General features: G+C 73.5%; 12 protein-coding genes and 3 pseudogenes. 7 read left to right on the top strand and 8 right to left on the bottom strand.

Features of this window, described 5'->3' with window-relative positions; genetic code table 11:
* Window position 1: 1 nt before the first annotated feature.
* Entirely contained in the window at window positions 2-856 is an 855-nt protein-coding gene (locus tag AB0P35_RS33725; RefSeq protein ID WP_363518504.1) for a leishmanolysin-related zinc metalloendopeptidase, read from the bottom strand.
* A gap of 662 nt (window positions 857-1518) precedes the next feature.
* Entirely contained in the window at window positions 1519-1983 is a 465-nt protein-coding gene (locus AB0P35_RS33720; protein ID WP_363518502.1) for a hypothetical protein, read from the bottom strand.
* Between the two features lie 357 nt (window positions 1984-2340).
* Here AB0P35_RS33720 and AB0P35_RS33715 point away from each other — a divergent pair, with 357 nt between their 5' ends.
* Window positions 2341-2748: a hypothetical protein gene (locus tag AB0P35_RS33715; RefSeq protein ID WP_363518500.1), complete on the top strand. Its 408-nt coding sequence runs from the start codon at window positions 2341-2343 to the stop codon at window positions 2746-2748.
* Window positions 2749-2915: 167 nt separating this feature from the next.
* Here the strand turns inward: AB0P35_RS33715 and AB0P35_RS33710 are convergent.
* Window positions 2916-4043: pseudogene (locus AB0P35_RS33710) on the bottom strand (aminotransferase class V-fold PLP-dependent enzyme).
* A 284-nt stretch (window positions 4044-4327) separates the two neighbouring features.
* Between AB0P35_RS33710 and AB0P35_RS33705 the strand changes: the two are divergent.
* The 3 genes from AB0P35_RS33705 (at window position 4328) to AB0P35_RS33695 (ending at window position 8171) form a co-directional block, all read left to right on the top strand.
* The gene (locus AB0P35_RS33705) at window positions 4328-4621 is read left to right on the top strand and encodes a DUF6412 domain-containing protein (RefSeq protein WP_363518498.1); all 294 of its coding nucleotides are present in this window, start codon (window positions 4328-4330) and stop codon (window positions 4619-4621) included.
* 65 nt (window positions 4622-4686) lie between these two features.
* Window positions 4687-5367 (top strand): YidC/Oxa1 family membrane protein insertase, encoded by a 681-nt coding sequence (locus tag AB0P35_RS33700; RefSeq protein WP_363518496.1) that lies wholly within the window; start codon window positions 4687-4689, stop codon window positions 5365-5367.
* A 95-nt stretch (window positions 5368-5462) separates the two neighbouring features.
* Window positions 5463-8171 carry a SpoIIE family protein phosphatase gene (locus AB0P35_RS33695; protein WP_363518494.1) on the top strand — a complete coding sequence of 903 codons (2709 nt, stop codon included), beginning with the start codon at window positions 5463-5465 and terminating at the stop codon, window positions 8169-8171.
* Between the two features lie 15 nt (window positions 8172-8186).
* On the opposite strand, the gene AB0P35_RS33690 is transcribed toward AB0P35_RS33695, so the two are convergent.
* Window positions 8187-8678 carry an FBP domain-containing protein gene (locus AB0P35_RS33690; RefSeq protein ID WP_095875699.1) on the bottom strand — a complete coding sequence of 164 codons (492 nt, stop codon included), beginning with the start codon at window positions 8676-8678 and terminating at the stop codon, window positions 8187-8189.
* 71 nt (window positions 8679-8749) lie between these two features.
* On the opposite strand from AB0P35_RS33690, the gene AB0P35_RS33685 reads away from it, so the two are divergent.
* The 3 genes from AB0P35_RS33685 (at window position 8750) to AB0P35_RS33675 (ending at window position 11162) form a co-directional block, all read left to right on the top strand.
* Window positions 8750-9316 (top strand): TetR/AcrR family transcriptional regulator, encoded by a 567-nt coding sequence (locus AB0P35_RS33685; protein ID WP_095875700.1) that lies wholly within the window; start codon window positions 8750-8752, stop codon window positions 9314-9316.
* Between the two features lie 119 nt (window positions 9317-9435).
* Window positions 9436-10242: a thioesterase family protein gene (locus AB0P35_RS33680; RefSeq protein WP_095875701.1), complete on the top strand. Its 807-nt coding sequence runs from the start codon at window positions 9436-9438 to the stop codon at window positions 10240-10242.
* A 44-nt stretch (window positions 10243-10286) separates the two neighbouring features.
* Window positions 10287-11162, top strand: a complete 876-nt coding sequence (locus AB0P35_RS33675) for a hypothetical protein (RefSeq protein ID WP_363518491.1) — start codon at window positions 10287-10289, stop codon at window positions 11160-11162.
* 18 nt (window positions 11163-11180) lie between these two features.
* Here the strand turns inward: AB0P35_RS33675 and AB0P35_RS33670 are convergent.
* The 4 genes and pseudogenes from AB0P35_RS33670 to AB0P35_RS33655 form a co-directional block, all read right to left on the bottom strand.
* Window positions 11181-11357 (bottom strand): annotated as a pseudogene (locus AB0P35_RS33670) (cysteine hydrolase); the annotation flags it as partial.
* 158 nt (window positions 11358-11515) lie between these two features.
* Window positions 11516-12340 carry an RNA-guided endonuclease TnpB family protein gene (locus AB0P35_RS33665; RefSeq protein ID WP_363518489.1) on the bottom strand — a complete coding sequence of 275 codons (825 nt, stop codon included), beginning with the start codon at window positions 12338-12340 and terminating at the stop codon, window positions 11516-11518.
* A 73-nt stretch (window positions 12341-12413) separates the two neighbouring features.
* Window positions 12414-12569: pseudogene (locus AB0P35_RS33660) on the bottom strand (hypothetical protein); the annotation flags it as partial.
* Window positions 12570-12729: 160 nt separating this feature from the next.
* Window positions 12730-24327: a hypothetical protein gene (locus AB0P35_RS33655; protein WP_363518487.1), complete on the bottom strand. Its 11598-nt coding sequence runs from the start codon at window positions 24325-24327 to the stop codon at window positions 12730-12732.
* Window positions 24328-25112 lie beyond the last annotated feature (785 nt).

Raw genomic sequence — 25112 nt, 5'->3', positions numbered from 1 at the left:
CTCAGGCGATCTGGAGGCTGTCGGCGGGCAGCGTGTCGGGGATGGTGGGCAGCATGACGCCGACGTCGATGGGCGCGATGTGGGCGCGCATCTCGCCGCGCTCGGCGAGTTCGAGGTGGTTGGGGAGGACGTAGGGGTCGGCGGCGTCGAGGTCGACCTCGTACCCGAGGTCCTGGAGGCTGGCCGCGGTCATCCGGCTGAGGGGGTTGCCGGCGTGGCCGACGAAGCCGGTCATGAGTTCGTCGGCGAAGACGGTCTCGCGCCAGTGGCCGTCCCGGGTGCCGGGGCCGCCGGTGTTCTCGACCGGGACGCGCCGGGGTTCGGGGTCGCCCACGAGGACGGCGTACTCGGACGAGGCGCCGAGGCCGGTGAAGGTCGGGTTGCGGGTTCCGCTGCCGCGCAGCAGGCCCTTGAGCTTCCAGATGGTGCCGATGCCGATGACGTGGCCCATCTCGTGGGTGATCACGTCGATGAGCGTGCCGTTGGCCTCCATCGCGGCGAGGTCGTCCTGGTCGAAGGACATCAGGCCGGCGGCGGGCAGGAATTCCGAGCGCCCCGGGCCGGGGCGCAGTTGGGTGGGTCCGGCCTGGCCGAGGATGTGTCCGGGGCCGTCGATGACCCGGCCCTGGGCGCGGATCAGGAGGTCGTCGACGATCCGGTCGCCGACGGCGACGTCCGGCAGGTCTCCGACGATCACGCGGACCCAGCGGTCGGCGGCGGCCTTGAAGGCGCTCTTCTGCGAGTCGGTCAGTCCGCCGAGGAACTCGACTTCGATGGTGTAGGGCGAGGTGGTGCCGGTGAGGCGTTTGGCGGCCGCGCGGTCGGCGCGCGCGACGTGGACTTCGAAGGCGTTCATGAATTCCCACCCCTTCGTGGGAGGGCTCGTGTTCGTGGGGCTCGGGGGGCTCGTACGGGACGTCCGATGGATCGGGGCCGGTGCGGACGGCGGACACGACGGCGCTTCCGCCGCGTCGGACATGCGGACGGGCTGACGGATGGACGGACGGGCGGACGGGCGGACGGGCGGTGGCCGGACGCGGAGAACGGCGTCCGGTTGAGTGGAGTTGTCGGTGCGGGGCGTCGTGGAGCGGTCGAGGAGGACCGCCGGGTGCCGCCCGCCGGGGTGCGGCCGTGTTCCGCCCCCGTTTCTTCGATCGTCCCGCGCTCCTCCCGGTGCGGCATCTCGAGTGCGGGCCCGGTCGGACGGTCCGCGCCGCCGGCGCGTTCGGTGCTGGTCGGGTCTGTTGGCACGTGCGGTGACGCTGCGGATCCGCGCCGCCGTGGCGGGCGATGACGGTGGGTCACAAACGGTGCCGGCTCCGGGACGCCGAGTCCCCCGGGCCCCGTGTCCGGCGAGAAGCGGGGCGCGGCCGCGCGGCCGGTCCGGTCACGCTGCGGAGCGCCAGGCCCGATCGGCGCCGGTGACGGCGGGTCATGGCCAGAGGGGCGGTCGCCGCCCGGAGGCGCCGGATGGTCGGCTTTGGTCGGATTGCGGGACGGCCGTGGTCGGCCGTCCGCTCAGGCGATCTCCCCGGCGGCCGCCGCGACGAACTCCTCGACGGCCTGCCTGCAGGCGGTACTCAGCTGTGCGGACTCCGCCTCGTCCCGGGCGTCGCCGATCGGCCAGTGCGAGTCGAAGGCGGCGCGGGCGGCGGCCTTCACCTGGTCGCGCCCGGCGACGAGCAGCACCCGGAAGAGGGCCTGCCGGGCGGTCGAGCGGCACTGGAAGACGAGTGCGCGGGCGGACTCGGGGTCCTGCCCGGGCTCGTCGCGCCGCCCGTGCCAGCGGTTCAGCTGGGCCCGCGAGAGCTCGGCCATCGCGGCCGCGAAGCCGCTGTACGCCTCGACCCGCTGGGACCTGATGAAACCGTCGCGGCCGCTGCGTTCGGCCCGGTCCGCCAGCCTGAACTGCCAGAAGGACGTCAGCCCGGCTCCGAGCAGCGTCCCGACCACGGCCACTGCGGCCGTCGTGATCTCCCCCACGCGCTCATCCAACCACGTGTCGCCCGCGACCCGGTCTGCCGGGGGCAACACGGGCGGGACCGGGCCGAGAAGTTGACGGTGCAGACGAAGGGACCGTCGCGGGTGAAGGAGAGCACCCCGGGCTGCGACGGGAGCCGGCCGAGCGTCTCCGGCAGGGGGCGACGGCGCAGCGGCGCAGCCGAACGGCGGTGCAATAGCCGTCGACGCCGCGGTCGAGCCGGTAGGACTGCCGCTCGTTGGGCGGGAGTTCGCCGTTGCCGTGGCCGTCGGCGAAGCCGCGCACGTGGACCTGGTAGACGGCGGCGGTGCGCCACCGGGCCCGGGCTTGGTGTCGTTCCCCCTCCCTGGGGTGGCTCCATGACAGCCGAGGTGGTCGAACACTCCTGGGACCGCATCGACGCCTGGCTGCGCGAGCACGCGCCGCACGCCGCGGACCGCGGCGGGAGCGCCCCGGTCGATCCGGACGGTCCGCTCGGCCTGCGGCTGCGCGCGCTGATCCGGCAGGCGGAGGCGCATTGGGACGCCGACCGGCAGCGCGTGGCGCAGCACGTGGTGAACGTGCTCGGCGGGCGGCCCCACCGGGCTGTCGAGCAGCTCGCCGCGGAACGTTCCCGGCTGAGCGCCGGGTGGCGGGACGAGCTGCACGCCGACCTCGGCCACCCGTCCCTCCCGCCCGTACCGGACGACCTGTTCTGGGCGGAGCTGCGCAACCCGGACACCGACTCCGCCTGGTACGCGTCCTACTACGGCCGTACCGCCGACTGACGGCGGGCCCGGTGGGTCCTCGGCGCCTTGTGGTACTCGCCGACCCGGGTCGCCGTGTCGTCGAGGATCTCCCTCCGCTCGGACGTCTCCCACTCGGAGACCTCGACCAGCCGCCCGCCCGCCGGGCCGGCCCGGCCCGGTGCGCCGGGCCGCGGCGGTCGCGGAGGTCAGCCCCTGGCCCACCCGGCGAGCACCGGCACGCAGCGTTCGGCGAAGTACTCGTAGTCCGCGGACGTGTTGTAGACGTGCGTGGAGAGCCGCAGGTAGCCGGTGCCGCCGAAGCTGGTGAAGGCCGCCTCGACGCCCAGCTCGGCCGCGACGCGGTCGCGCAGCGCGTCGGCGGCGAGCCGGTCGGGTGCCAGGCCGTCCGGCAGGCGGACCAGGCGAAGGGCGCTCAGCGGCATCCCGACGTCCACCGCGGCGCTCTCCCCGGTGATGCCGGCGAAGGCCTCGCCGACGATCCGCTCGGCGTGGTCGGCCAGCTCGCCCAGGTAGTCGCGGGCGGCCTTCCACCCCCAGGTGCGCTCGACGAGGTCGAGCGCGGCGGGCGCCGCCAGGTAGCCGGTGGCGTCGACGGTGCCCTGGGTGTCGAAGCGCTCCGGGAAGGGCTCCCGGGCGGCCCAGGAGTCGATCAGCGGGTGCAGCTCGTGCCGCAGCGCGGAGCGGGCGACCAGAGCCGCGGCGCCCCGCGGCGCGCAGCCGAACTTGTGCAGGTTGCCCACCCACACGTCGAAGTCCAGCCCGGCCAGCGGGTCCTCGGCCAGGCCGGGCACGTGCGCCCCGTCGAGCAGCAGTGGGACGCCCCGCTCCCGTGCGGCGGAGCCGACCGCCGCGACCGGCATCCAGCGGGCGGTCGCGGAGGTGATGTGGTCCAGCACGATCAGGCCCGTCCGGTCGGTGACCTCGGCGAGCACCGCCGCGGCGGCCTCCTCCGGGCCGGCGTCCAACGGCACCCGCGCGGTGCGGAGGGCGCCTCCCCAGCGGCGGGCCAGCCGTTCGGCGCCCATGGTGACCGCGCCGTAGCCGTGGTCGGTGACCACCACCTCGGCGCCGGGCCGGTGCGGCAGGCTGCCGTACACGACGCTGGCCCCGGCGCTGGCGTTGGGCACCAGGGCGAGGTCGCCGGGCGGTACGCGCAGGAACTCGGCGACGGCGGCCCGGGCGGCCGCCACCCGGCCCGCCAGCGCAGGGAACCAGACCACCGGTGCCCGCTCCATCTCCTCGCGGAGTCGCTGCTGCTAGCGCTGGGCGGCGAGCGGCACCGCGCCGAAGGAGCCGTGGTTGAGGTGCCTCATCGCCGGGTCGAGCGTCCACGCCTCGGCAGCGGGCCGTCCGTCCGGCAGGAGCAGGGGACGCGGTGCGGGCTTCACGTCGTCTTCCGTCCGGCGGCCAGGGGCGGGCCGCCCCGTGGCTCGCGGGTCATCCTCACACGCTGCCGTGGCGCTCGGGGCGGGCCGGGCGCGGGCCCCGGTCTCAGGGTCGGGTCAGGGCCGGGTCAGGGTCGTCGGCGCTACCGGTCGGTGCGGCGGCCACGTACCATCGGCTCGATGTCCCGTCAGCCGAGCGGAGGAGGTCCGCGGTGCCCCTGGTAGCCCTGCTCCTCGGTCTGCTCCGCCTGTTGGCCGGTGAGCTGCCGCTCAGCCCGTCGGTGCTGACCGCGGTCGCGGCCACCGCGGCCGCCGTCCTGATCGCCGGCGCGGTCGCCGGCGCCCTGGCGGCCGCCCGCCTGCTCGGGGCGCGTGCCCCGGCCGCCGTCCGCGACGGTGTGCTGCGGCGCCGGGCCCACGGCACAGCCTTCCTCCCCCAGCGTGATCCGGACGCCCGCGGCCGCCGCCGCCCCAGGGCTCCCGGCGCGGCCCCGGCGGCCGCGTAAGTCCTTCCCGCACGGCCGCCTTCCGTCGCACCTCATTCACCTGAGACCCGGAGGGCTCACCCGTCATGTCCGTTTTCGCTGTGCTCGACCCTGCCGTCCGCCTCGCCCACGACGCCGTCTCGGCGCTCGCCGGCGTGGTGCCGACGGCCCTGGCCGTCGTGCTGTTCACCGCCGTCGTCCGGCTGGCGCTGCACCCGCTCGCCCGGGCGGCCGCCCGCGGTGAGAAGACCCGGCTGCGGCTCGCCCCGCGGGTCGCCGAGCTGAACCGCAGGCACAAGGGCCGGCCGGAGAAGCTCCAGGCCGCGCTCTCCGAGCTGTACCGGGAGGAGAAGGCGTCGCCGTTCGCCGGGTTCCTGCCGATGCTGGCGCAGATCCCGTTCTTCTCGGTGATGTACCGGCTGTTCACCACCCCGAACGACCTGCTCGGCCACACCCTCGCCGGGGTGCCGCTGGGCCTGCACCTGCGCGAGGCGCACACCGCCGGGCAGTTCCTCGTCCTCGGCGCCCTGTACGCGGCGATCGGCGCCGTCTGCTGGATGGGCTTCCGCCGGGCCCGGCGCGCCACCTCGGCCGGGACGCCGGGTGCCGGGCTGCTGCCGTACCTGTCGTTCGGCACGGTGCTGTTCGCGGCCTTCGTGCCGCTCGCGGCCGGGATCTACCTGCTGACCACCACGGCGTGGTCGGCCGCCGAGCGGGCCTGGCTGCACCGGGGCGCTCCCGCGCCCGCGGCGGTGCTCGCGGCCTGACCCGGCGGTCGGGGCCGGGCCCGCCACCGGGGCGGGCCCGGCTCGCCGACCGCGACTCTTCGTGGTCGCCCCCGGCTCGGTGCTAGAAAGGACGCATGGTCGAACACGCCGACCGTACCCAGGGCACCTCCAAGCACTCACGGAGAGCGAGGAGTCCCCGGAGCCTTGCCGGTCAGGTCTTCGCCCTGCAGGTGGCGGTGGTGGTCCTCCTCGTGCTGGGGGCGATCCTGGCCCTGGTCCTGGAGTCGCGGAGCGCCAGCGACAAGGAGGCCCGCAACCGGTCGGTGGCGGTCGCGGAGGCGTTCGCGCACGCCCCCGGCCTGGTGGACACCCTGAAGTCGTCCTCTCCCACCTCGGTGCTGCAGCCGCTGACGGAGGCGGCCCGCAAGGACGCCGGTGTGGACTTCATCGTCGTCATGGACACCCACGGGATCCGCTACACGCACCCGCTGCCGGACCGGATCGGGAAGCGCTTCGTCGGCACGATCGAGCCGTCGCTGGCCGGCCAGATCTACACCGAGAGCGTGCACGGCCCGCTCGGCCACGAGGTGCAGGCGGTCGTGCCGGTGAAGAACGCCGACGGGCAGGTGGTCGGCCTGGTGTCGGCCGGGCTCAAGGTCAAGAACGTCACCTCGGCCGGCAACCGGCAGCTGCCGGTCATCCTCGCCACCGGCGCGGCCGCCCTCGCCCTGGCCACCACCGGCACCGCGCTGGCCACGCGCCGGCTGAAGCGCCAGACCCACGGCCTCGGCCCGGCCGAGATGACGCGCATGTACGAGCACCACGACGCCGTCCTGCACGCGGTGCGCGAGGGCGTGGTCATCGTCGGGCAGGACGGGCGGCTCGTGCTCGCCAACGACGAGGCGAAGGAGCTGCTGGGGCTGCCCGCCGACGCCGAGGGCCGGCAGGTGGGCGACCTGGAGGGCCTCGACCCGGAGACCTCCGAGCTGCTGCTGTCCGGCCGGGTGGCGGCCGACGAGGTGCACCGGGCCGGCGGGCGGCTGCTGGTGGTGAACCAGCGGCCGACCGATCCGCACAGCGGCGGCATGGGCTGGGTCGCGACGATCCGCGACTCCACCGAGCTGCTGGCGGTGTCCGGCAAGGCGGAGGCGGCCGGCAGGCGCCTCGCCATGCTCTACGAGGCCGGCACCGGCATCGGTTCGACGCTCGACGTCGTGCACACGGCCGAGGAGCTGGTGCGGGTCGCCGTCCCGGGCCTCGCGGACTTCGTCACCGTCGACCTCGCCGACCCGGTGCTGCAGGGCAACGAGCCCACCGGCGGCGGCATGGAGCTGCGCCGGGTCGCGGTCGGCGGCATCGAGGAGGAGCACCCGTTCTACCCGCGGGGCAAGCTGATCACCTTCGTCCCGTCGACCCCGATGGCGCAGGGATTCGACAGCGGGCTGTCCCAGGTGGTGCCCGACCTGTCCACCGCGGACGGCTGGCGGGCCCAGGACCCGCAGTGGACAGGTCGCATCGTCGACCACGGCGTGCACTCGCTGATCACCACGCCGCTGTCGGCCCGCGGCATCATCCTGGGCGTGGCGAACTTCTGGCGGTCGCAGAAGCCCGAGCCGTTCGACGACGAGGACCTGTCGCTGGCCGAGGAGCTGGTGGCCCGGGCCGCGGTCAGCATCGACAACGCGCGCCGCTACACCCGCGAGCACGCGATGGCCGTGACCCTGCAGCGCAGCCTGCTGCCGCGCGCCCTGCCGGAGCAGAGTGCCCTGGAGGTCGCGCACCGCTACCTGCCGGCGCAGTCCGGGGTCAGCGGCGACTGGTTCGACGTGATCCCGCTGCCCGGCAGCCGGGTCGCCGTGGTGGTGGGCGACGTGGTCGGCCACGGGCTGCACGCCGCGGCCACCATGGGCCGGCTCCGCACCGCCGTCCACAACTTCTCGGCCCTCGACATCCCGCCGGACGAGCTGCTCGCGCACCTCGACGAGCTGGTCGACCGGATCGACCAGGAGGAGAGCGACGGCGCCACCGGGACGGGCGTCTCCGGCGCCACCTGCCTGTACGCGATCTACGACCCGGTCTCGCAGCTCTGCACGGTCGGCCTGGCCGGGCATCCGGCGCCCGTGCTCGTCCGGCCCGACGGCAGCGTCGACTTCCCCGACCTCCCGGTGGGGCCGCCGCTGGGGACGGGCGGTGCGCCGTTCGAGACCGCGGAGATACACCTGCCGGAGGGGACGCAGATCGTCCTCTACACGGACGGGCTGATCGAGGACCGCGCGCGGGACTTCGACGTCGGCCTGGACCTGCTGCGGGACGCCCTCGCCGGCCGGCGGCGGGAGCCGGAGGAGAACTGCCAGGCCGTGATCGAGGCCCTGCTGCCGGCCCGCCCGCAGGACGACGTGGCCCTGCTGATCGCCCGCACCCGGGTGATCGACCCCGAGAACATCGTCGAACGGGAGATCCCGTTCGAGCCCGAGGCCGTCGCCGAGCTGCGGACCTGGGCGGCGGCCGCGCTCGAGAAGTGGGATCTCGGCGACCTGGTGTTCGGCACCGAGCTGATCCTCAGCGAACTCGCCACCAACGCGATCCGCTACGGCACTCCGCCGGCCCGGGTGCGGCTGCTGCGCGACCGCGCGCTGATCTGCGAGGTGTCCGACGGCAGCAGCACCGCCCCGCACCTGCGGTACGCGGCGACCACCGACGAGGGCGGCCGCGGCCTGTTCCTGGTGGCCCAGCTGACCACGCACTGGGGCACCCGGTACTTCCCCCGCGGAAAGATCATCTGGGCCGAGCAGGCCCTCCCCTCCTCGGCCGAGCGCCCGGAAGGCTCCGGCCCGGCACCCTAGGGTGCTCCGCCGCGGTCAGGCGGCGACCTTGGCGACGAACTCCGCGACGTTCCCGGCGAGCCGCCTGATCTTCTCCTCCAGGGTGAGCGACTCCGGCATCCGGGCGCCCGGGCCGAGGTCCCGCCGGCCGCGCACGTAGAGCGAGCAGGCGAGGTCGCTGCAGATGTAGGTGCCCACCGAGTTGCCCTGGCGGCCGGCCGCGCCGGCCCTGGGCGCGACCATCAGCGAGACGCCGCCGGTGTGGGTGGTGATGCACAGCGAGCAGATGCTGCGCCGGGTGCTCCAGGCCGCGGCGGCCGGGCAGCGCAGCACCACGCCGTGCGGGCGGCCGTCCACCTCGGCGACCAGGTGCGCGCGGTCGGGGGCCTGCGGGTCGCGCCAGCCCAGGAAGTCCAGGTCCTCCCAGGGCTGCTCGGCGAGATCCCGCGGGACGTACATGCGCTTCGCCTCGCCCTTGGTGCAGTTCACGAAGGCGGCGCGGATCTCGGAATCGGTCAGTGGCTTCATGACTCGCAGGCTAATTTGCCTAACACTATTAGGCAAACGCATAATCGAGTTCGGACGATGGGAGTGCGGATATGGTTCGCGTGGGGCTGACGACGGAGCGACTGGTCCGGGCGGGCGCGGAGCTCGCCGACGAGGCCGGCTTCGACCAGGTGACGGTCACGGCGCTGGCCCGGCGGTTCGACGTCAAGACCGCCAGCCTGTACGCGCACGTGAAGAACTCGCAGGACCTCCGGACGAGGATCGCGCTGCTCGCCCTGGAGGAGCTGGCCGACGAGGTCGCCGACGCGCTGGCCGGCCGCGCGGGCCGGGACGCGCTGGCCGCCTTCGCCGACGCCTACCGCGACTACGCCCGCCGCCACCCGGGCCGGTACGCCGCGGCGCAGCTGCGGCTCGACCCGGAGACGGCGGCGGCGAGCGCGGGCGTCCGGCACGCCCAGATGACCCGGGCGATCCTGCGCGGCTACCGGCTGGACGAGCCGGCCCAGACGCACGCCGTGCGGATGCTCGGCAGCGTCTTCCACGGCTACGTGACCCTGGAGGCGGCCGGCGGCTTCGCTCACACCCCGGTCGACCCGCAGGAGTCCTGGGACTGGATCGTCGACTCGCTGGACGCGATGCTGCGCGGGCGCGCCGGGTGACCGTGCGAGCCCCGGCCGTGCCGGGTGTGGGCAGCGTCACCCGTTACAGCGGTCGGTTCGACCCCTTACCATCCTGAGCGCGCGGGCCGGCCCGTGTTCCCCCCTTCCGAGGAGTTTCGTTGACCGCCCGCACCACCTCGCCCGAGAGCTACTACCAGCGCACGGGCGAGCGCCGCTTCAAGCCGACGGCCCACGCCGGGGGCGCCTGGAGCACCGACGAGCAGCACTTCAGCCCGCTGGCCGGCCTGGTCGTCCACGCGATCGACGGGTATCTGGCGGGGCGGCCGGCCACCGGCCTGGCGCTCGCCCGGATCAGCTACGACATCCTCGGCCGGATCGCGCTCGACGAGTGCGAGATCACGGTGGAGACCGTCCGGCCGGGCCGCACGGTGGAGCTGCTGGAGGCGGTCGTGGTGATCGCGGACCGCCCGGTGGTCCGGGCCCGGGCCTGGCTCCTCGCGTCCCTCGACACCGCGGCGGTCGCGGACAGCCCCGAGGAGCGGCTCGCCCCGCCCGAGGAGTTCACCCCGTGGGCGATGACCGACCTGTGGGACGGCGGCTACGTGTCCTCGATCGAGGTCCGCCGCCGGGAGTCCGCACCGGCCGGGCGCGCCGCCGCCTGGATCAGCAGCCCGGTGGAGCTGGTCGCCGGCGAGCCCAGCAGTGCGACGGCGTCCTTCCTCGCCCTGGTGGACACCGCCAACGGCATCGCCGTACAGCAGCCGCCCACCGCGTGGATGTACCCGAACATGGATCTGACCGTCCATCTGCACCGCCGCCCCGAGGGCCGCTGGACCGGTCTGGACACCACCGTGAGCTTCGGCCCGGCCGGGCACGGCCTCACCAGCACCGTCCTCCACGACGCGGCCGGCCCGGTCGGCCGCGCGGAGCAGATCCTCACCGTCCGTCCCCTGGCGGGCGGCTGACGGGGCGCCGGTGGCGCGACCGGCCCGGGCGTACGATGCCCGCCATGATCGATCTCGGGTGGGGGGAGCCGCGGACGCGGGTCCTGTTCGACACGACACGCCGTCATCTGCGGGAGCCGGGCGCGCCGCGGCCGGTTCGGCTTTACGAGTGGGAGCCGCAGGGGGTGCAGACGGCGGATCCGGCTCCGGTGGTGCTGGTGTCGCACGGCACGGGCGGGTCCGGCAGCGGGATGGGCTGGCTGGCCGGTCCGCTGGCCGCGGCGGGGTTCCGGGCGGTCGCGGTCGACCACCACGGGAACGACTTCGTGGACGGCTACGAGCCGGAGGGCTTCCTCTGCCCGTGGGACCGTCCGCGTGACCTCGCCTTCGCCCTCGACGCGCTGGCCGCCGAGCGGGAGCTCGGCCCGATCGGGGCCGCGGGCTTCTCGGCGGGCGGCTACACGGCCGCGGCACTGGCCGGCGCGCGGCTGGACACCGGCGTGCTGCACGCCCTGCTGACGGGTGTGGTGCCGCTGCCGGAGATCCCAGAGTTCCCGGGGGTGCTGGACGCCTTCCGGGCGAAGGCCCCGGAGGGCATGCCACCCGCCGCCGTCGCCGCCGCGGGGGCGGACCTGGGTGACCCCCGGGTCCGAGCCGTCTTCCAGGTCGCCCCCGGCCTCGGGCCGATGGTGACGGCGGAGAGCCTGGCGGCCGTGCGGGTGCCGGTGGAGATCCGCTGGGGCGGCGCCGACAGCGTCACCCCGTACGAGAGCGACACCCGGCCCTACCTGGAGGGCATCCCGACCGCCGCCGGCCGCCCGCTCGGCGCGGACGTGGTGCACGCGGACTTCATCGGCCCCGACCCGGCACCCCGCGCCGCCCGGGCCCGCGCCGAGGCGGCGGCGGACGCGGTGGCCTTCTTCCGCTCCCACCTGGGCTGACCCGGGGCGGCCTCGCGGCTACCGGGCGGTGAGCTCGTCGACGGTGACGGCGACGGTGCCGAACAGGTCGCCGATCGTGGTCAGCGCCGCCGCCTGGAGGGTCGCGGCGGGCAGCACGGCGCCGTCGGGTGCGGCCAGCGCCCGGGTGGCGGTGGCCTCGGCGACGACGGTGGGCCGCAGTCCGAGGTTGAAGGCCTCGCAGCCATGCAGGTATTCACCGGACACGATGAGGCGTCCAGGACCCCGTCGACCCTGGCAAACGCCAGGCCGGTGAGCAGCCGCGCGTGGACCGAGGTGTCTACCGAGCCGGGCACAGCCCCACAAGGACGACGTTCTTTGACGTCCTCTCGGCCCTAAGGGGCCGGGATTCCTGCCACGGTCGGGTGACCGTCTCGGTGGGTTCCTGCTTCACGGCGCTGCGCGGGCACGGATGCCCGTCTTACCGGCGCTCGACAGGCATTTAGCCTGTCCGCCCGTCCGGCGGCCAGGATGTTGCGCGCTGCGTTCACGTCGCGATCGTGGACGATCCCGCAAGCTCCGCACGTCCACTCCCGGACGTGCAAGGGCTTGGGACCGTCCTTGGTCCCGCACACAGCGCAGACCTGAGAGGTGGGCTCGAAGCGCCCGATGCGACCGAAGTGCCGGCCGTGCTTCACGGCCTTGTACTCCAGCATGCCGACGAACTGCGACCACCCGGCGTCGTACACGGACTTGGCGAGCCGTGTGCGTCCGAGAGCAGATACCGCCAGGTCCTCCACGTACACCGCTTGACTATCGCGGATGATCTTCGTGGATTCCTTGTGGTGCCAGTCCCGGCGCTGGTCCGCCACACGGGCGTGCTGACGCGCAACCTTCTTACGGGCCTTGGACCGGTTGTTCGACCCCTTCTCGCAGCGGCTGAGGGCCTTCTGCATGCGCTTGAGCTTCTTCTCGGCGCGACGCAGGAATTTCGGCGCGGCCACCTTGCGGCCGTCGGAGAGGACGGCGAAGTGCGCGAGCCCGAGGTCGATGCCCGTCTCGGTGTCCAGCCCGGGAAGGATCTCCGGATCCGTCTCGACAACAAAGCTCGCCCAGTACCGGCCGGCCGCGTCCAGGGTGACAGTGACCGAGGTCGGCGTGGCCGGGAGCGGCCGGGAGCGGCCGGGACCACCGGACTTCGAGGTCTCCGACCTTGGCAACGTGTAGGCGGCCGTTGTCCCGCAGGGTGAAACCGTTGGCGGTGAGCCGGATCGACTGCCGACCGTCGCGCTCGTCCAGGACGGCCGTGGACTCCTCCAACAGCTGTCCCGCGTCCTCCGCCGGCTCCTCCCCCTCCTGGAAGCGGGCGCTCGCGGCGATCCGGGCACGCAGCTGCTCCACCCGCCGTGCCGCGTCCGCCCGAAGCGCCAGCACCTCGGCAAGCTTCATCCCGCGCACCTCCTGTGGTCGATCCGGCCTCGGAGATTCCAGCGCGACGCGACCGGACGCATCTGCTTTTCCCCAGGTCCCGGCGGTCTTCAAGCAGGTGGGGGCCCGACGACCCGGGCCGGGCGGTAGCAGGGGTGCCGCCGCCCGGCCCGGATGGTTGTCAGTCGTCGAGGCCGATCCTCCTGACCTGCCGGGCGATGTCGCCGGTGTCGTCGCCGCGGCGCTTGCCGCCGGCGGGCGGCGGGGGCGGCAGAGCCGCGGCGAGCGCGCCCCTCTCGGTACCGCGACGGCCCTGGTTACTGAGCGCCTCGTAGTACTTGCTCAGTCCCTCCAGGGCAGCCCCGGCGTCGCTCGGCCGGTCCGCGGTCCTCACCTGGTCGAACCAGGCCTCCACCTGCCGGCGCACGCCGGGGTCCGTGGGCCGGCCGAACCGTTCCACGGTGAACTCGTCGCGGTGGGCCTGCCAGGCCGTGGTCACCGCGTCGTTGCCGTGGGCCGGGAAGGCCGTGGTGACCCCGCGGTCCCATGAGAGGAGGCCCTCCAGGTACGCCGACCCGATCCTGTTGTCCACCGGGGTGAGCAGGCCCGCCGCGCGAAGCTGCTGCAGGTTCTTGTCGGTGAAGGTCCGGTCGGCGACCAGGTTGACGGTCTCCTGCCGAACGGGGCCGAGGGTCTCCGCCATGTTCTGCCAGCTCTGGTAGGAGCGGACGAGCCTGTCCCCACTGGTGTTGAACGGTGCCGCACCGTCGAAGTGACTCGCGACCAGGTTGTCGTGGCGGGGTCCGCCGCGCAGGCCGAAGTCGAGTTCGCCGCTGGACGTGGCACTGCCGAGCTGCACCTGGTCGACGAAGGTGGTGTGCGGCAGCTTCTGGTGCGCGCTGACGAACACCCGGACGAGGTCGCCGACCCTGGCCGCCCGCTCGTGCGGCGGGTACGAGTCCATCGAGGCGAGCTCGCGGCGGGCGTGGTCGACGGCCTGCGACATCTCCGGATCGAGGTTGCCGTGGGCGTCCATGCTGTCGAACCGGTTGCCGAGCCAGGTCTCCAGCTCGTGCTGCGGCTTGCCCTCGAACGACAGCAGCGACTCCCGCATCAGCGACCACGACGCGGCGTGCGAGTACTGGTTGCTGCCGAACTGGGTGTCCGGCCGGGACTGCTCGCTGAGCACGATCTTGCCGATCTGCGCCGGGTTGTGCGGGTCGGCGACGATGTCGGCGACCAGCTCCGCCTTGAGCTCGTAGCGGGTGAAACCGGACGCGCCGGGCGGCAGTTGCCCGGTGGGGTGGACCGCCACCGGCCGGAGCCCGAGCTGCTGCTCGATCTCCGTGCGGCGGTCCTGGGTCATGTAGGAGGGGTAGGCCCGGTGCAGGCTGCGGATCAGGTGTTCCTTGGCCGCCTTGGCGTCCTCCGGGGAGAGCGAGCTGCTCTGCTTGATGTCCAGCAGGGTGCCGACGACCTCGTCGGTGCGCGGCGGCTGCCCTCCCTGCTCCTCGAACCTGCCGAGGCGGTCCAGCATCCCCGCTTCGCCGTGGCCGACGGCCCGGCCGTCCGCGAACGAGGCGAAGGACGTGATCTGGGAGATCTCGATGTAGCCCGACACCAGGTCGCCGAGGTTGCGGTGCCACTCCTGCAGCGACTGGTGGGCCGGCGGGTGGTCGGGCAGCTCGTTGAGACGGTTGACGATGTCGTCCCAGCGGGCCTTGACCGCGGCGTGGTCCTTCTGCGCGGCGCCCTTGGCCTCCGGCGGGAACTTCTGGAACTCGGCGACGTCCGCCTTGAGTTCGGTCCACACCGAGGCCGCGTCGCGCCCGGCGAGACCGCCCGCCGCGCGCCGGGTCAGCGCCCACGGCACGGTGTGCGACCGCTGGTCGGTGCCGAACCGGGTCATCGGCCGGTCGTTCGAGGGCACCACCTCGCTGAGGAAGACGTCCTGTCCGCGCAGCGGCCCGTGCGGGTTGCCGACCACCGCGGTCTGCACGGCGACCGCCAGCGTCCGGCGCTGGGGCGGCGCCGGCGGCGAGTCGACGTCCATCGGGGTGTGCTGGTTCGTCGTGTGGTCGATCGTCGGATGGTCGGTGGTGGTCGGCGGCGGGGGCGGCGGCGGGACGTCACCGCTGCGCGACACCGGGCCGGTGCGGAAGGCAGGCGGCGGGGGCGGCGGCGGAGGCGCGTCCCCGTGGGCAGGGGCCTGGGTCTCCGACAGCCGGGAGCCGAATCCCTGCTGGGCGCCCTGCTGCTCGAAGTTCCTCAGCCACTCGGCAGCGTTGCCGTGACCGCCGTCCGCCGCCGGGAGCTCCCGGTCCTTCAGCCTGGCGTCGAACTCCCGGATCGCGTCGAGGAATTCGTTGCGACCCTGAAGCATCTGCCGGGCGCTCTGCGCGCGTTCCTCGGGGCGGCGGCCGGTCTCCAGCAGGTGCGCGCCGTCCTGGAACTGCTGGATGCCGTGGCCGGCCCGGGCGGCGAGCACGGTCAGGTCGTTCCGGGTCTGCTCGTCACCCGCCAACCTGGCGATCTCGTGGCGCAGTTGGACGTTCTCGCGGAGCGTCCCGGCGACCTCGTCGGAGACCTTGACCACCATCGGGATCTCCTGCCGGGCCTGCACCGTGCCGTCCGGCGCGGGGTGCGCCGTGCCGGTGCCCAGCGCGCTCGGCTCGTCCAGGCCGTAGCTGCGCACCGGGGCCATCGCCAGTGCGGCGCTCTCGGCGACCGAGTCCGAGGCGATGTCCCAGGCATTGCGGAACTGGGTGCCGTGCAGGTTGACCAGCACCTCCGGTCCGTCGGTCGGCGTGCTGCCGTCCTGCACCTCGTTCTTCGTGCCGGTGGCGGCATTGCGCAGCTCGCGGAACTTCTGCTCCACCGCCTTCGGGTCGTACGGGACGCCGTCGGCCTCGTTCTGCTTCAGCCAGTCGACCAGCTGCTTCTGGTACTCGGGGTCCTTCGGAGGCCGGGAGTCCGGGTAGCCGGCGGCCTTGAGCTGGTCCAGGGCGTCGTAGTGGTACGCGGTCCCGTCCATGGTGAACCCGGGCGCGTGGTGTGCCTGGTACTCGCCGGTCTGCTCGACCGCCGAGCCGTAACGGGGGCCGAGCTCGGCGTCGCTCGCCCAACGCTCCGGCCCGGACCACAGGTTGTACTGCAGCTCGGCGGCCGTGCGGTCGGGGCGGCCGGTGAGGCCCTCGTCACCGAGGGCGAGCCTGCCGAGGCTGGTCTGGATCTGCTCGTAGATCTGCTCGGTGTGGGTCTGCAGCGCGACCAACCGGTCCTCGGCGAACCGGCCGGCCTGCCCGTCCGCGTCGTCCGGGTGCCCGGTGAACCGCCCCACCGCCTCGGACGGCGGTACGGTGCCGAAGTCGTCCACGTCCATCGGCTCCGGGGTGTGCTCGGTCCGGGGCCGGGTGAAGGTCGAGTAGGTGTCCATGAAGTTCGGGTCGTGCGGGCCCGAGATGTTGTTCTCGTGCGGGTCGGCGACCGACGCCCACACCGTCCAGTCGGAGCGGAAGTTCTCCGGCATCCCTCCGGTCGCCGGGGTCACCTTGCGGTCCGTCAGGTCGGCCCACCGCAGCTGCCCGTCGCGGTCGTGGACCAGCGCGACCGCGTGGCCCGCGCCCTCCTTGCCGGCGCCGAGCACGGTGGCGAAGCTGCCGGGTCCGCCGGCGCGCACCGTCTCCATCAGCTTGCCGACCGCGGCGTCGCCCTCACCGAACAGGGCCGGGCCGTCGTGGCGCTTCCACAGCGTGTTGCCCGGGATCGGCTCCACGTTCCCGTGCAGCGTCTGCCCGGAGACGCGGGGACGGCCGAAGTGGGTGTCCCGGTACGCCTCGACGTTCTCCAGGCAGGCGTTGAGGTCGTTGCCGACCCGGAAGCCCTCGGCCGGGTGGACGGGCGCGGCGTGCGGGTTCACCTTTCCGAGCAGCGAGGAGCTCATCGGCGGGTGCACCTTCGGCTCGCCACCGAGGTAGCGCACCAGGTCCTGCGTCAACGGGTGTTGGGCGGCGACCGCCTGGTAGCCGCGGTCGTGCATCACCGCGTCGGTGTTCTCGTACGACGGCGTGCGGCGCCGCTTCACCTCCCGCTCGACGACCGGCTGGTCGTCCTGGTCGTCGTCCTCGCTGCGTCCGCGCTTGCGGTCGTTCGACTGGGCGGGCTCGTGCATCACGGCGTCGCCGTCCGCGTCCCGCTGGTGCGGGACGGTCCGGTCGGGCTGGTCGACGTCCATCGGCTCGGGCTGCCGGTGCTCCGTCGTACCGGTGCCGTGGGTGGCGGCCGGCGGCGGGGACGCGGGCAACGCGCCGAAGCCCTGCGCGGGGTTGTGCTGCGCGTCGGCCATGCTCTGCAACTGGCCGGCGCTGTCCCGGGACATGACGGACAGCCAGGAGCGGTCGTTCTGCGGGGCGAACTCGTCGAACAGCTGTCGCTGCAGCGCCTCCAGTTCGTGGAAGCGCGGGTTGGAGTGGCCCATCGCGCTCATCCGGGCGGTGAAGAGCATCGACTCGCCCTGGGCGTGCTGGTGGTTGGCGGCGGCCTGCTGGTGCAGCGCGGCAGCGCCGTCGTGGACCTGCTGCATGGTGGTGTCGGGCTGCGCGAGCGCGCCGACGGCGTCGGCCTGGGCGACCAGCCGGCCCCGCAGGTCGCCGAGCTGTCCGAGCAGGTCGTTGCGGACCGTGCGGAAGTTCGGGTCGGTGGCCGGCGGGAGCTTGCTCTGCAGCTTGTTCGCCAGGTCGTCGAACCGCTCCACCTGCTCCTTGGCGTTGATGTGGTACGGGCCGACCGTCATCCGCACCCGGTCCGCCTCGCTGGGCGGGTCGAGCCGGAACGGGCGGGTGGTCTGCTGTCCGAGGTGCGGGTTGCCTTGCTCCTGCACCGACTCCTGGCTGGTGACGTGCCAGCCGTCCGGACCGTGGTGCAGGACGTTGGTGACCTCGAAGGTGAACGGGTGCGGCGAGCGGTACTCGTCCGGGCCGAACCAGTCGGTGACGGTCTTCCCGGCCCGGAAGTCGGCACCGCCGATCAGGTTGTTGTTCGCCGAGTACGACTGGAAGTGCCACAGCTGGAAGGTGTCCGTGTGCGGGTTCACGTCGGTGGCGACGAACGCGCAGCCGTTCATGCCGCCGGTGAACACCAGCCCGTCGCCCGGCCGCGCCGGGTCCGGGTGCAACGGCACCTCGACGTGCCCGATGGTGTGGTCGGCGCCCGCCGTCCCGGACTTGTAGGGGGCGTACAGCGCGGTGACGTAGTGGTGGTCGGGCATCGGATCGGGCAGCCGGACGCCGGCCGGGGGCCGGAACTCCTCGCTGTGCTGGGCGTACTTCTCCCACGCCGGGGTCAGCACGAAGGCGTCCTTGTCGGGCGTGCTGCGGGCGGGGTCGCGGACGAGGGCGAACCAGTGCCGGTCGCTGCTTTCGAACCTGGCGAGGAAGGAGTTGACCTGGTGCTGCTGCAGCCCCTCGGTGCGGAGCTTCAGCCCGGAGCCGAAGTCCACCCCGAGCGGGGTGTCCCGCAGGAAGCTCCCCGGGTCGTGCATGATCCCGTACTCGGGGGTGCCGACCGGCGGGAGCAGCGGCTCCACGGGCGGCGTCTGCTGATCGTCGTGGGGCTGCTGGTCGGTGTCCTCGTGGTGCTGCTGAGGGTCGGCCTCGTGCTGCTGGCCCTGGTGCTCCGCTGTACCGCCGTGCTCGACCGCAGGGTGGTGCGAAGTCCCCGATCCGGAAGCAGAGTTGTGCTGACCGGCGGCCGGGGTGTGGTTGCCGGTCGGCGGGGGCGGCGAGGGCAGCGTGCCGAAGCCCCGGGTGCCGGTGCCCTGGTGGCCGCTCGCGGCGGGGTGCGAGACCGGCGGCGGGGGCGGCGGCGTCGGAACGGCGCCCGTCTGTCGGCGCTTGAGCGGCGGCGCCTGCGCCATCAGGACGTCGTCGCCGGAATCCTGCCGCCGCTTGTCCGGCCGGGTGGTCTGCTGCGAGGCCATCGGGTGGTCCTGACTCTGCGACAGCATCGGCACGTCGTGGCCCTGGGTGGGCGTGGGCGTGGGCGTGCCGTGGCTCTGCGAGGGCATCGGCGTGTCGTGGTCCTGCGACCCGGTGGGCGTGTCGTGGCCCTGCGAGGCCATCACGACGTCGGTGTCCTGGCTCGCCGCCGGGTGGGGCGTCGCGGGGGGTGGGGTGGCGCCGATCTCGCGGCCCTCGGCGCCCGGCCGGGCGTCCCGGCCCGGGTCGTGGAGCGCCTCGGAGCCGACCACCGGGTTCGCGGACTGCCCGGGCTGGCGGGTGAAGTCCCCGGACGAGGAGACCGGGGTCTCCCCGCCCGCGTGGTTCAGCATGCCGTGCTCGTCGGCGATATTGACCGCGCTGGCGCTCGGCTTCTGGCCCGGCCCGTGGAGGTCGACCATGTCGGCCTCGGTCTTCGGGGCCATCAGGTCGCGCAGCTCGCGCGGGGCCAGACCGGTGTCCTCCAGCGTGCGCAGGCCGCGCAGCAGGTCCAGGGTGTGCGGCGAGTAGAGCGCCTCGGGCGGCAGATCGCCCTTGGCGACGGCGGTGAGCACGTCCTGGTCGCGAACGACGTGCGGGTCCAGGAAGTTCTGGATCCACTTGTTGGTCAGCTCGTCGCCGAAGCGCAGGTTGGAGGCGCTGTTGGACAGGCCTGCGGTGATCTCCTCGATCAGCTTCGGCACGTCCTCGACCTTGGCCTTCACGGCCTGGTCGAACAGGCCGGCGGGGTGCTTCTCCCCCGCGCCGGCCCGGGGGAAGGCGCCTCCGTACTGCTCGCCCACCGTCCTGATGTCGGCGTCGGCCTTGGGCAGCAGCTTCGCGGCGGCCGACTTGATCGCGGCCGGAGTACCGCCGGGCCTGAGGGTCTCCCCGGCCTCGTCGAGACGGTGCTGCACCTCGTCCCGGCGCAGCTGCTCGCGCTCGTTCGGCAGCTTGTCGGCGAACGCCTCCAGCTGCTCGGGCCGCACCGCGTTGGGATCGTTGCGCAGGTCGTGCGCCAGGCTCTTCAGGTCCTGGCGGTCCTGGCCGAGGCGGTCGTACGCGCCCGCCAGGTCGTCGAGCCGGTCGGCGAGCCGCTCGTGGGCCGGCGAGCCGCCCGGGCCGCCGGGCGGCTCGGCGGCCGCCTGCCGCGCCGCCGCGACCGTGTCGTCCAGATGACGCGGACCGGTGACGCCGTGGACCACTCCGAGGTCCTCGACGGCCTGCTCGCGGACCTTGGTGTGGACGTCCGCGAGGGCGTCCTTCATCTCCGCCAGGTGCTGCGGCGAAGGATCGTCGGAGAACCTCGCCACGGTGTCCGCGTACCGGTCGAACTGCGCCTTGGCCGGTCCGTCCAGGCCGGACCGGTTCAGCTGGTTCTGCAGCTCCTGCTTGGCCGCGCCCGCGCTCGCCGGATCGTCCATCTTCGCCGGGCTGAAGGCCGGCGCGAGCCTGTCGTTGCCGTAGGCGGCGCGCAGGTCGACGTCCTTGGCGGTGTAGCCGAGGTCGCGCCAGGTCAGCGCGGCGTGCTCCACGCCGCCCTTGGCGTCGAGCCGCTTGGCGGCCCGCTTCCCGTCCTTGTCGTAGACCCGGTGCTGGTCGGGCGCCATGGTGTCGGCGAAGTCGGAGAAGGTCTTCGACGCCTCCACCCGGTGCTGCTCGTCGCCGAACGACCTCGCCTTGAAGACGGCCGCCGTCACGTACTTGTGCACCATGTAGTCGGCCACCACGTGGTTGCGGTTGACCACCGCGGCACCGAGCTTGACGTCGCCGTCCACCATCCGGCGGACGGTCTTCTCGGCGTGCGGCTCGCCCGCCATCACCCCGTGGTCCGAGTAGCCGAACGCGGCGCGGTAGGCACCGTCGGTCAGCTCGTGCTCGGCGCCCTTCTTCGGCTTGGGCGGTGTCGGCCCGTAGTTCCCGGCGAGGGCGTCCTTGCGTGCCTGGAGGTCCTGCGCGAGCTCCGCGTCACGGACCTTGAGGTCCTCGACCCGGCTCGCGAAGACGTTCCGGGTGGTCTTCGCGGCCGCCTCCGCCGCGGTCTCCTTGGTGGAGCCGGTGGCGGTCCGCTTGCTGTTCTCGTTCTGGTAGGCGGTCTCGGCGTCGTTGAGCCGCTGGTCGGCCTCCTGCCGGAGGTCGGCGACAGCCTTGCGCTGCTCCTCGATCCGCGCCATGGCGTCCTTGGCGATGCGCGGCTCCGCCTGCTGGCGGGCGTCCTGCAGTGCCTTCAACTCGGGTGTCCCGGGCTTGGGTTCGCCCTTGAGCCGGGCCAGCTCGTGCTCGTAGACGGCGAGCCGGTCCCGCTGTCCCTCCAGGTGGGCCTTCGCGGTCTCCAGATTGTGCTTCTCGCCGGCCAGTTCGGCCTGGCGGTCCGGTGTCTGGTGGGTGATCTCGTCCAGCCGGTGGTTCACCGCGTCGAGCGACTCGGGGACGTTGCGGCGCAGCACGTCCACGTGCAGCTGCTTCTGCTGCTGGTACGAGTGCAGGATCGCGTCGGTGTCGCCGTCGATCAGCGCGGACCGCTCGTACTTCTTCAGGTTGTCCTTGACCTTGTCGAACTCCGCGGAGTCCGGCAGGAAGTCCTTGATCGCGTCGAAGGTCTTCTCGCCGTCGATCTTGTGCGAGTAGCCGTCGCCGGCCGCGGGCTTGCTGCCGAAGCCGGGCGCCTTCGGCGGCGGCGGGGGCAGGTGGGAGGAACCTCCGCCGTGCTGGCCGGGGTTGGCCGCCGGCGGGGTCGGCGGCGGCGTGGTCGGCGGTTGGTGGGCCGGGGTGGTGCTCCCGTTGCCGTCGACCCGGTCCATGAAGTCCCGGAAGCCTTCGTACATCTGGTTCTCGGCCGTGGTGGCGTGCACCGGGTTGGCCGGCCCGGTGTGCACCGCGCCCGGGTCCTTGCCGTACAGCCGCTCCAGCAGCGGCAGCATGGCCGGCTCGTTCTGCCGCACCCAGTCCGCGCCGTTGTTGCGCGGCTGGCCGGTGTACGGGTCGGTGCCGTGGTTGGTGCCCAGGTAGGCGTTGGTGACCTGCGCGAAGTACTCCTGCTCGTCGCGCGAGGAGTAGTTGTCGACCGGCTTCCCGCTGCCGTCGTGACGCGGGCCGTCCGGCCAGGCGGCGTTCGGGTCGCCCTGCTTCTGGTTGAAGGTGTCGGTGATCAGCTTCTGGTCGTGCGCATCCAGACCGTAGCGGTGCACGGTGTGGGTGAACTCGTGCGTGGTGGTGGAGTACCCGTCCTGGTAGTGGCCGCCGTGCCCGATCGGGGTGTGCTCGCCGAGCAGGTTCTCCTCGGTGACCGCCGAGTGGCGTCCGCCGGATCCGCGCATGTCGTCGTAGCCGCGACCGGCACCCGCCGAGGAGTTGTTGTGCACCCCGCGCAGGTTGTTCAGCTCCGGGACGTCCGGCATCCGCACGTCCTTCGGGACCACCACGACGTCGGCGCCGTTCTTCAGCAGGCGCGCGGTGGTCTCCGGGTCCTGGAGCATCCGGGCGATCTGCTGCTGCGCCTCCTGCCGCGCCGAGGGCGCGCGCTCGGCGCGCGGGTCCACGTGCACCATCAGCTCCGCCGCGGTCTTCGCGAACTCCTTCGGCGGCAGCGAGTTCTTCAGCGCGTCCACCGTCTGCGGGTCGCGTGCGAGCCAGCGCCGGTTCTCCGGCGTCAGGCCGGCCAGCTCGCGGGTCCGCTCCTGCGCCGACATGGTCGGCAGGTCCTGCCGCAGCCGGTCGGCGCCGGGCGGCGGCGTCGCCACCGCCCGCTGCTCGCGACCGAGCTGGCCGACCGCGTCGCGCACCGGGGACTTGCCGGACAATGCCTGCAGTTCGGCGTCCCGCGCCTGCTTCTGCCGGTCGAGGAACTGGTCGTGCGCGCTGGTCGACGGCGTGTTGGTGTGGCCGGTGGCGGGCGGGTTGGTGTGGCCGGTCGTCGACGGCGTGTTGTGGCCGCCGGTCGACGGGGCGGTGTGGCCGGAGGCCGGCGCCGTGTTCGGCGCCGCGTTCGGAGCCGTGTTCGGCGCCGCGTTCGGAGCCGTGTTCGGCGTCGCGTTCGGCGTCGTGTTCGGCGTCGTCGCGGCCGGGGGCTGGTGGCCGGACTGCGAGGATCCGGCCGCGGTGTGCTGGGTCGGCGGCGCGGGCGGGGCCGGCGGGTTGTTGTCGCCGCCGAGGCCCCGGGTCGACTGGGACGAGCCGCCCTCGTTCTGGTGCGACACCGGCGGGGCCGGCGGGGCAGGCGTGTTGTCGCCGCCGAGGCTCCGGGTCGACTGGGACGAGCTGCCCTCGTTCTGGTGCGACACCGGCGGGGCCGGCGGCGCGGGCGGGGCGCCGTTGCCGTGCTGCCCGGCCGCGTTCGCCGGGTCGTGCCCGGTCGACTCCGGGGCGAGGTAGCCGAGGCGCATGTTTCCGGAGCCGGTCGCGGTGGACGCGTCGTGCGGTGCGCCGTTCGGGTTCGGCCGTCCGCTGTCGGTCAGCCGCACCGCCGGGGCACCCAGCATCTCGGCCACGCCGGGGATCCGGTGGCCGTTGCTGTTCGCGTGCTCGTGGACGTGCGCCTTGCCGGTGACCAGCACGTACTTGCCGGTCCCCCCGCCCTCCGAAATGGCGTGGTTCATGTAGGAGTTGAGCAGCCGCGCGCGCTCCTGCAGGGCCTGCGGCCCGAACTCGTTCGGCCGCCGCGCCGGGTAGCCGTCCACCGCGTGGATCGTCACCCCCTCTTCCTTCGCCCGCACCACGGTGTCGTACAGGCCGTGGCCGGGCGGGGAGTTCAGGTTGGTGTCGTACGTGCGGAGCATCTTCTCCAGGTTCGGCGACATGGTGCCGCCGGGGCGCTGGAAGTCGTTCAGGTGCTGCTGGAAGGCGTCGTCGCGGAGCGACTCGACGTAGATCCGGTCGACGCCCGCGGTCTTCAGGTCGTGCATGTTCTCGTTGAGGAAGCGCCAGCTCGGCGACTGGTTGTGCGCCTCGCCCAGCACGATCCCGTCGAAGCCGGGGCGGCCGTCGTGGCCGCCCAGCAGCCGGTTCACGCCGTCCATTGCGGACGTCGAACCGTCCAGGTGGTCGTTCACCCGCTGCTCGCCGACCGGGTGCCAGGTCTGCCCCGAGTCCTGGCGGGCCAGGCGCTCCAGCACGTTCCGGCGGAACTCCTGCTGCTGGAAGTGCTCCTGCGTACGGAAGTCCAGGTTGCCCGCGGCCTCCAGTACCTGGTTGCCCTGGAACGCCATGGCTTCCGGACCGAGCTCGTTGCGCAGGTGCGGGGTGATCGCGCCGGCGGCCTGCGAGTGCAGGGCCTTGAGAGTCAGCGGGTCGAGGTGGGTCTTGAACGACTGCGAGTACGGGCTGACCTTGACGTCCGGCCGGCCGCTCGGCGTCTGGACGCCCGAGTCGTGCCGTCCCCACGAGCTGTGCGGCAGGGTGTTCGCCGCTGTGTGAAGCTCACCGGTCAGCTTGAAGTTGAACTTGTTGTTGCTCTTGTACTGGGCCAGCGCCGCCGCATTCGCCTTGGGCGGGTGGATCAGCGAGGGGCCGTCCGGGTGCTGGTGCAGCTGCGCCAATTCGTCCGGGGTCGGCCGCTCGTCGATCGGACGGATCCGGGAGTTCCCCGACGGCGGGGGCGGCGGCGGGAGGTGCTCGTCGCCGGTCCGACCGGTGCGGGGCGTGGACGACGACCCGTTCGGGTCGCCGAGGGTCCGCGGAGTCCCGCCCGCCTGGTGCTGCGGCGGCGGGGGCGGGGGCGGCACATGGGTGTCGGACGTCCGGCCCGCACCCGGCCGGACGGTACCGCCACCGGGCTGCGGGGTCGGCTCCACCGGACGCTGGGACACCGGACCGGTCGTGGCGTGGGGCGACGGCGTACGGGCGCCGCCGCCCGTCGTGTGGGCAGCGCCGCCACCCGGCACCGGACCGGGCATGAACCCGCCCGACATGGGCGGCGTGCCCGCCGGCTGCTGGACGGTGGACCCGGCGTTGTCGGGAACGACATGTCCCGGCACGGTCTCCGGCGCAGGCCTGCTCTGGGTCTGACCGCCCGAGATCCGGCTACCGCCGTCGAGGTGCGTGTCGCCACGGGACGCGGCCAGGTGCCCGGCACCGCCGAGCAGGCCGGTACCGTCCGGCCGGCCGGACGCCTGTGCCGGGGCGTCCGACTCGGGAGCCGGGGCACGGTGTTCGCCTCCACCCCCCGCCGTGTGGCTCGGCGGCGGCGCGGCGGAGGCCGCCGCGGCATGCGGCACCGCCGCCGGACGCTCCGCGGGGGCCTCGTGGACCGGTGCGGGGCTCTCGTGGACGGGTGCGGGCGCCCCGTGGACGGACCCGGCGGTCGGCGGCACGTGGGCAGGAGTCTCGTGCACGGGTGCCGGGGTCTCACGGCCCGCCACCGGCGACTCGTGGACCGGCGTCTCGTGAACCTGCCCGGTAGTCGGCGGCACATGAGCAGGAGTCTCGTGCACGGGCACCGGGGTCTCACGGCCCGCCACCGGCGACTCGTGGACCGGCGTCTCGTGAACCTGCCCGGCAGTCGGCGGCACATGAGCAGGAGTCTCGTGCACGGGCACCGGGGTCTCACGGCCCGCCACCGGCGACTCGTGGACCGGCGTCTCGTGAACCTGCC

This window comes from Kitasatospora sp. NPDC085879, from assembly GCF_040686255.1.
Classification (GTDB): Bacteria; Actinomycetota; Actinomycetes; order Streptomycetales; family Streptomycetaceae; genus Kitasatospora.
The sequence above is the reverse complement of the archived record's forward strand: the minus strand, read 5'-3'. Positions and strand labels throughout refer to the sequence as shown.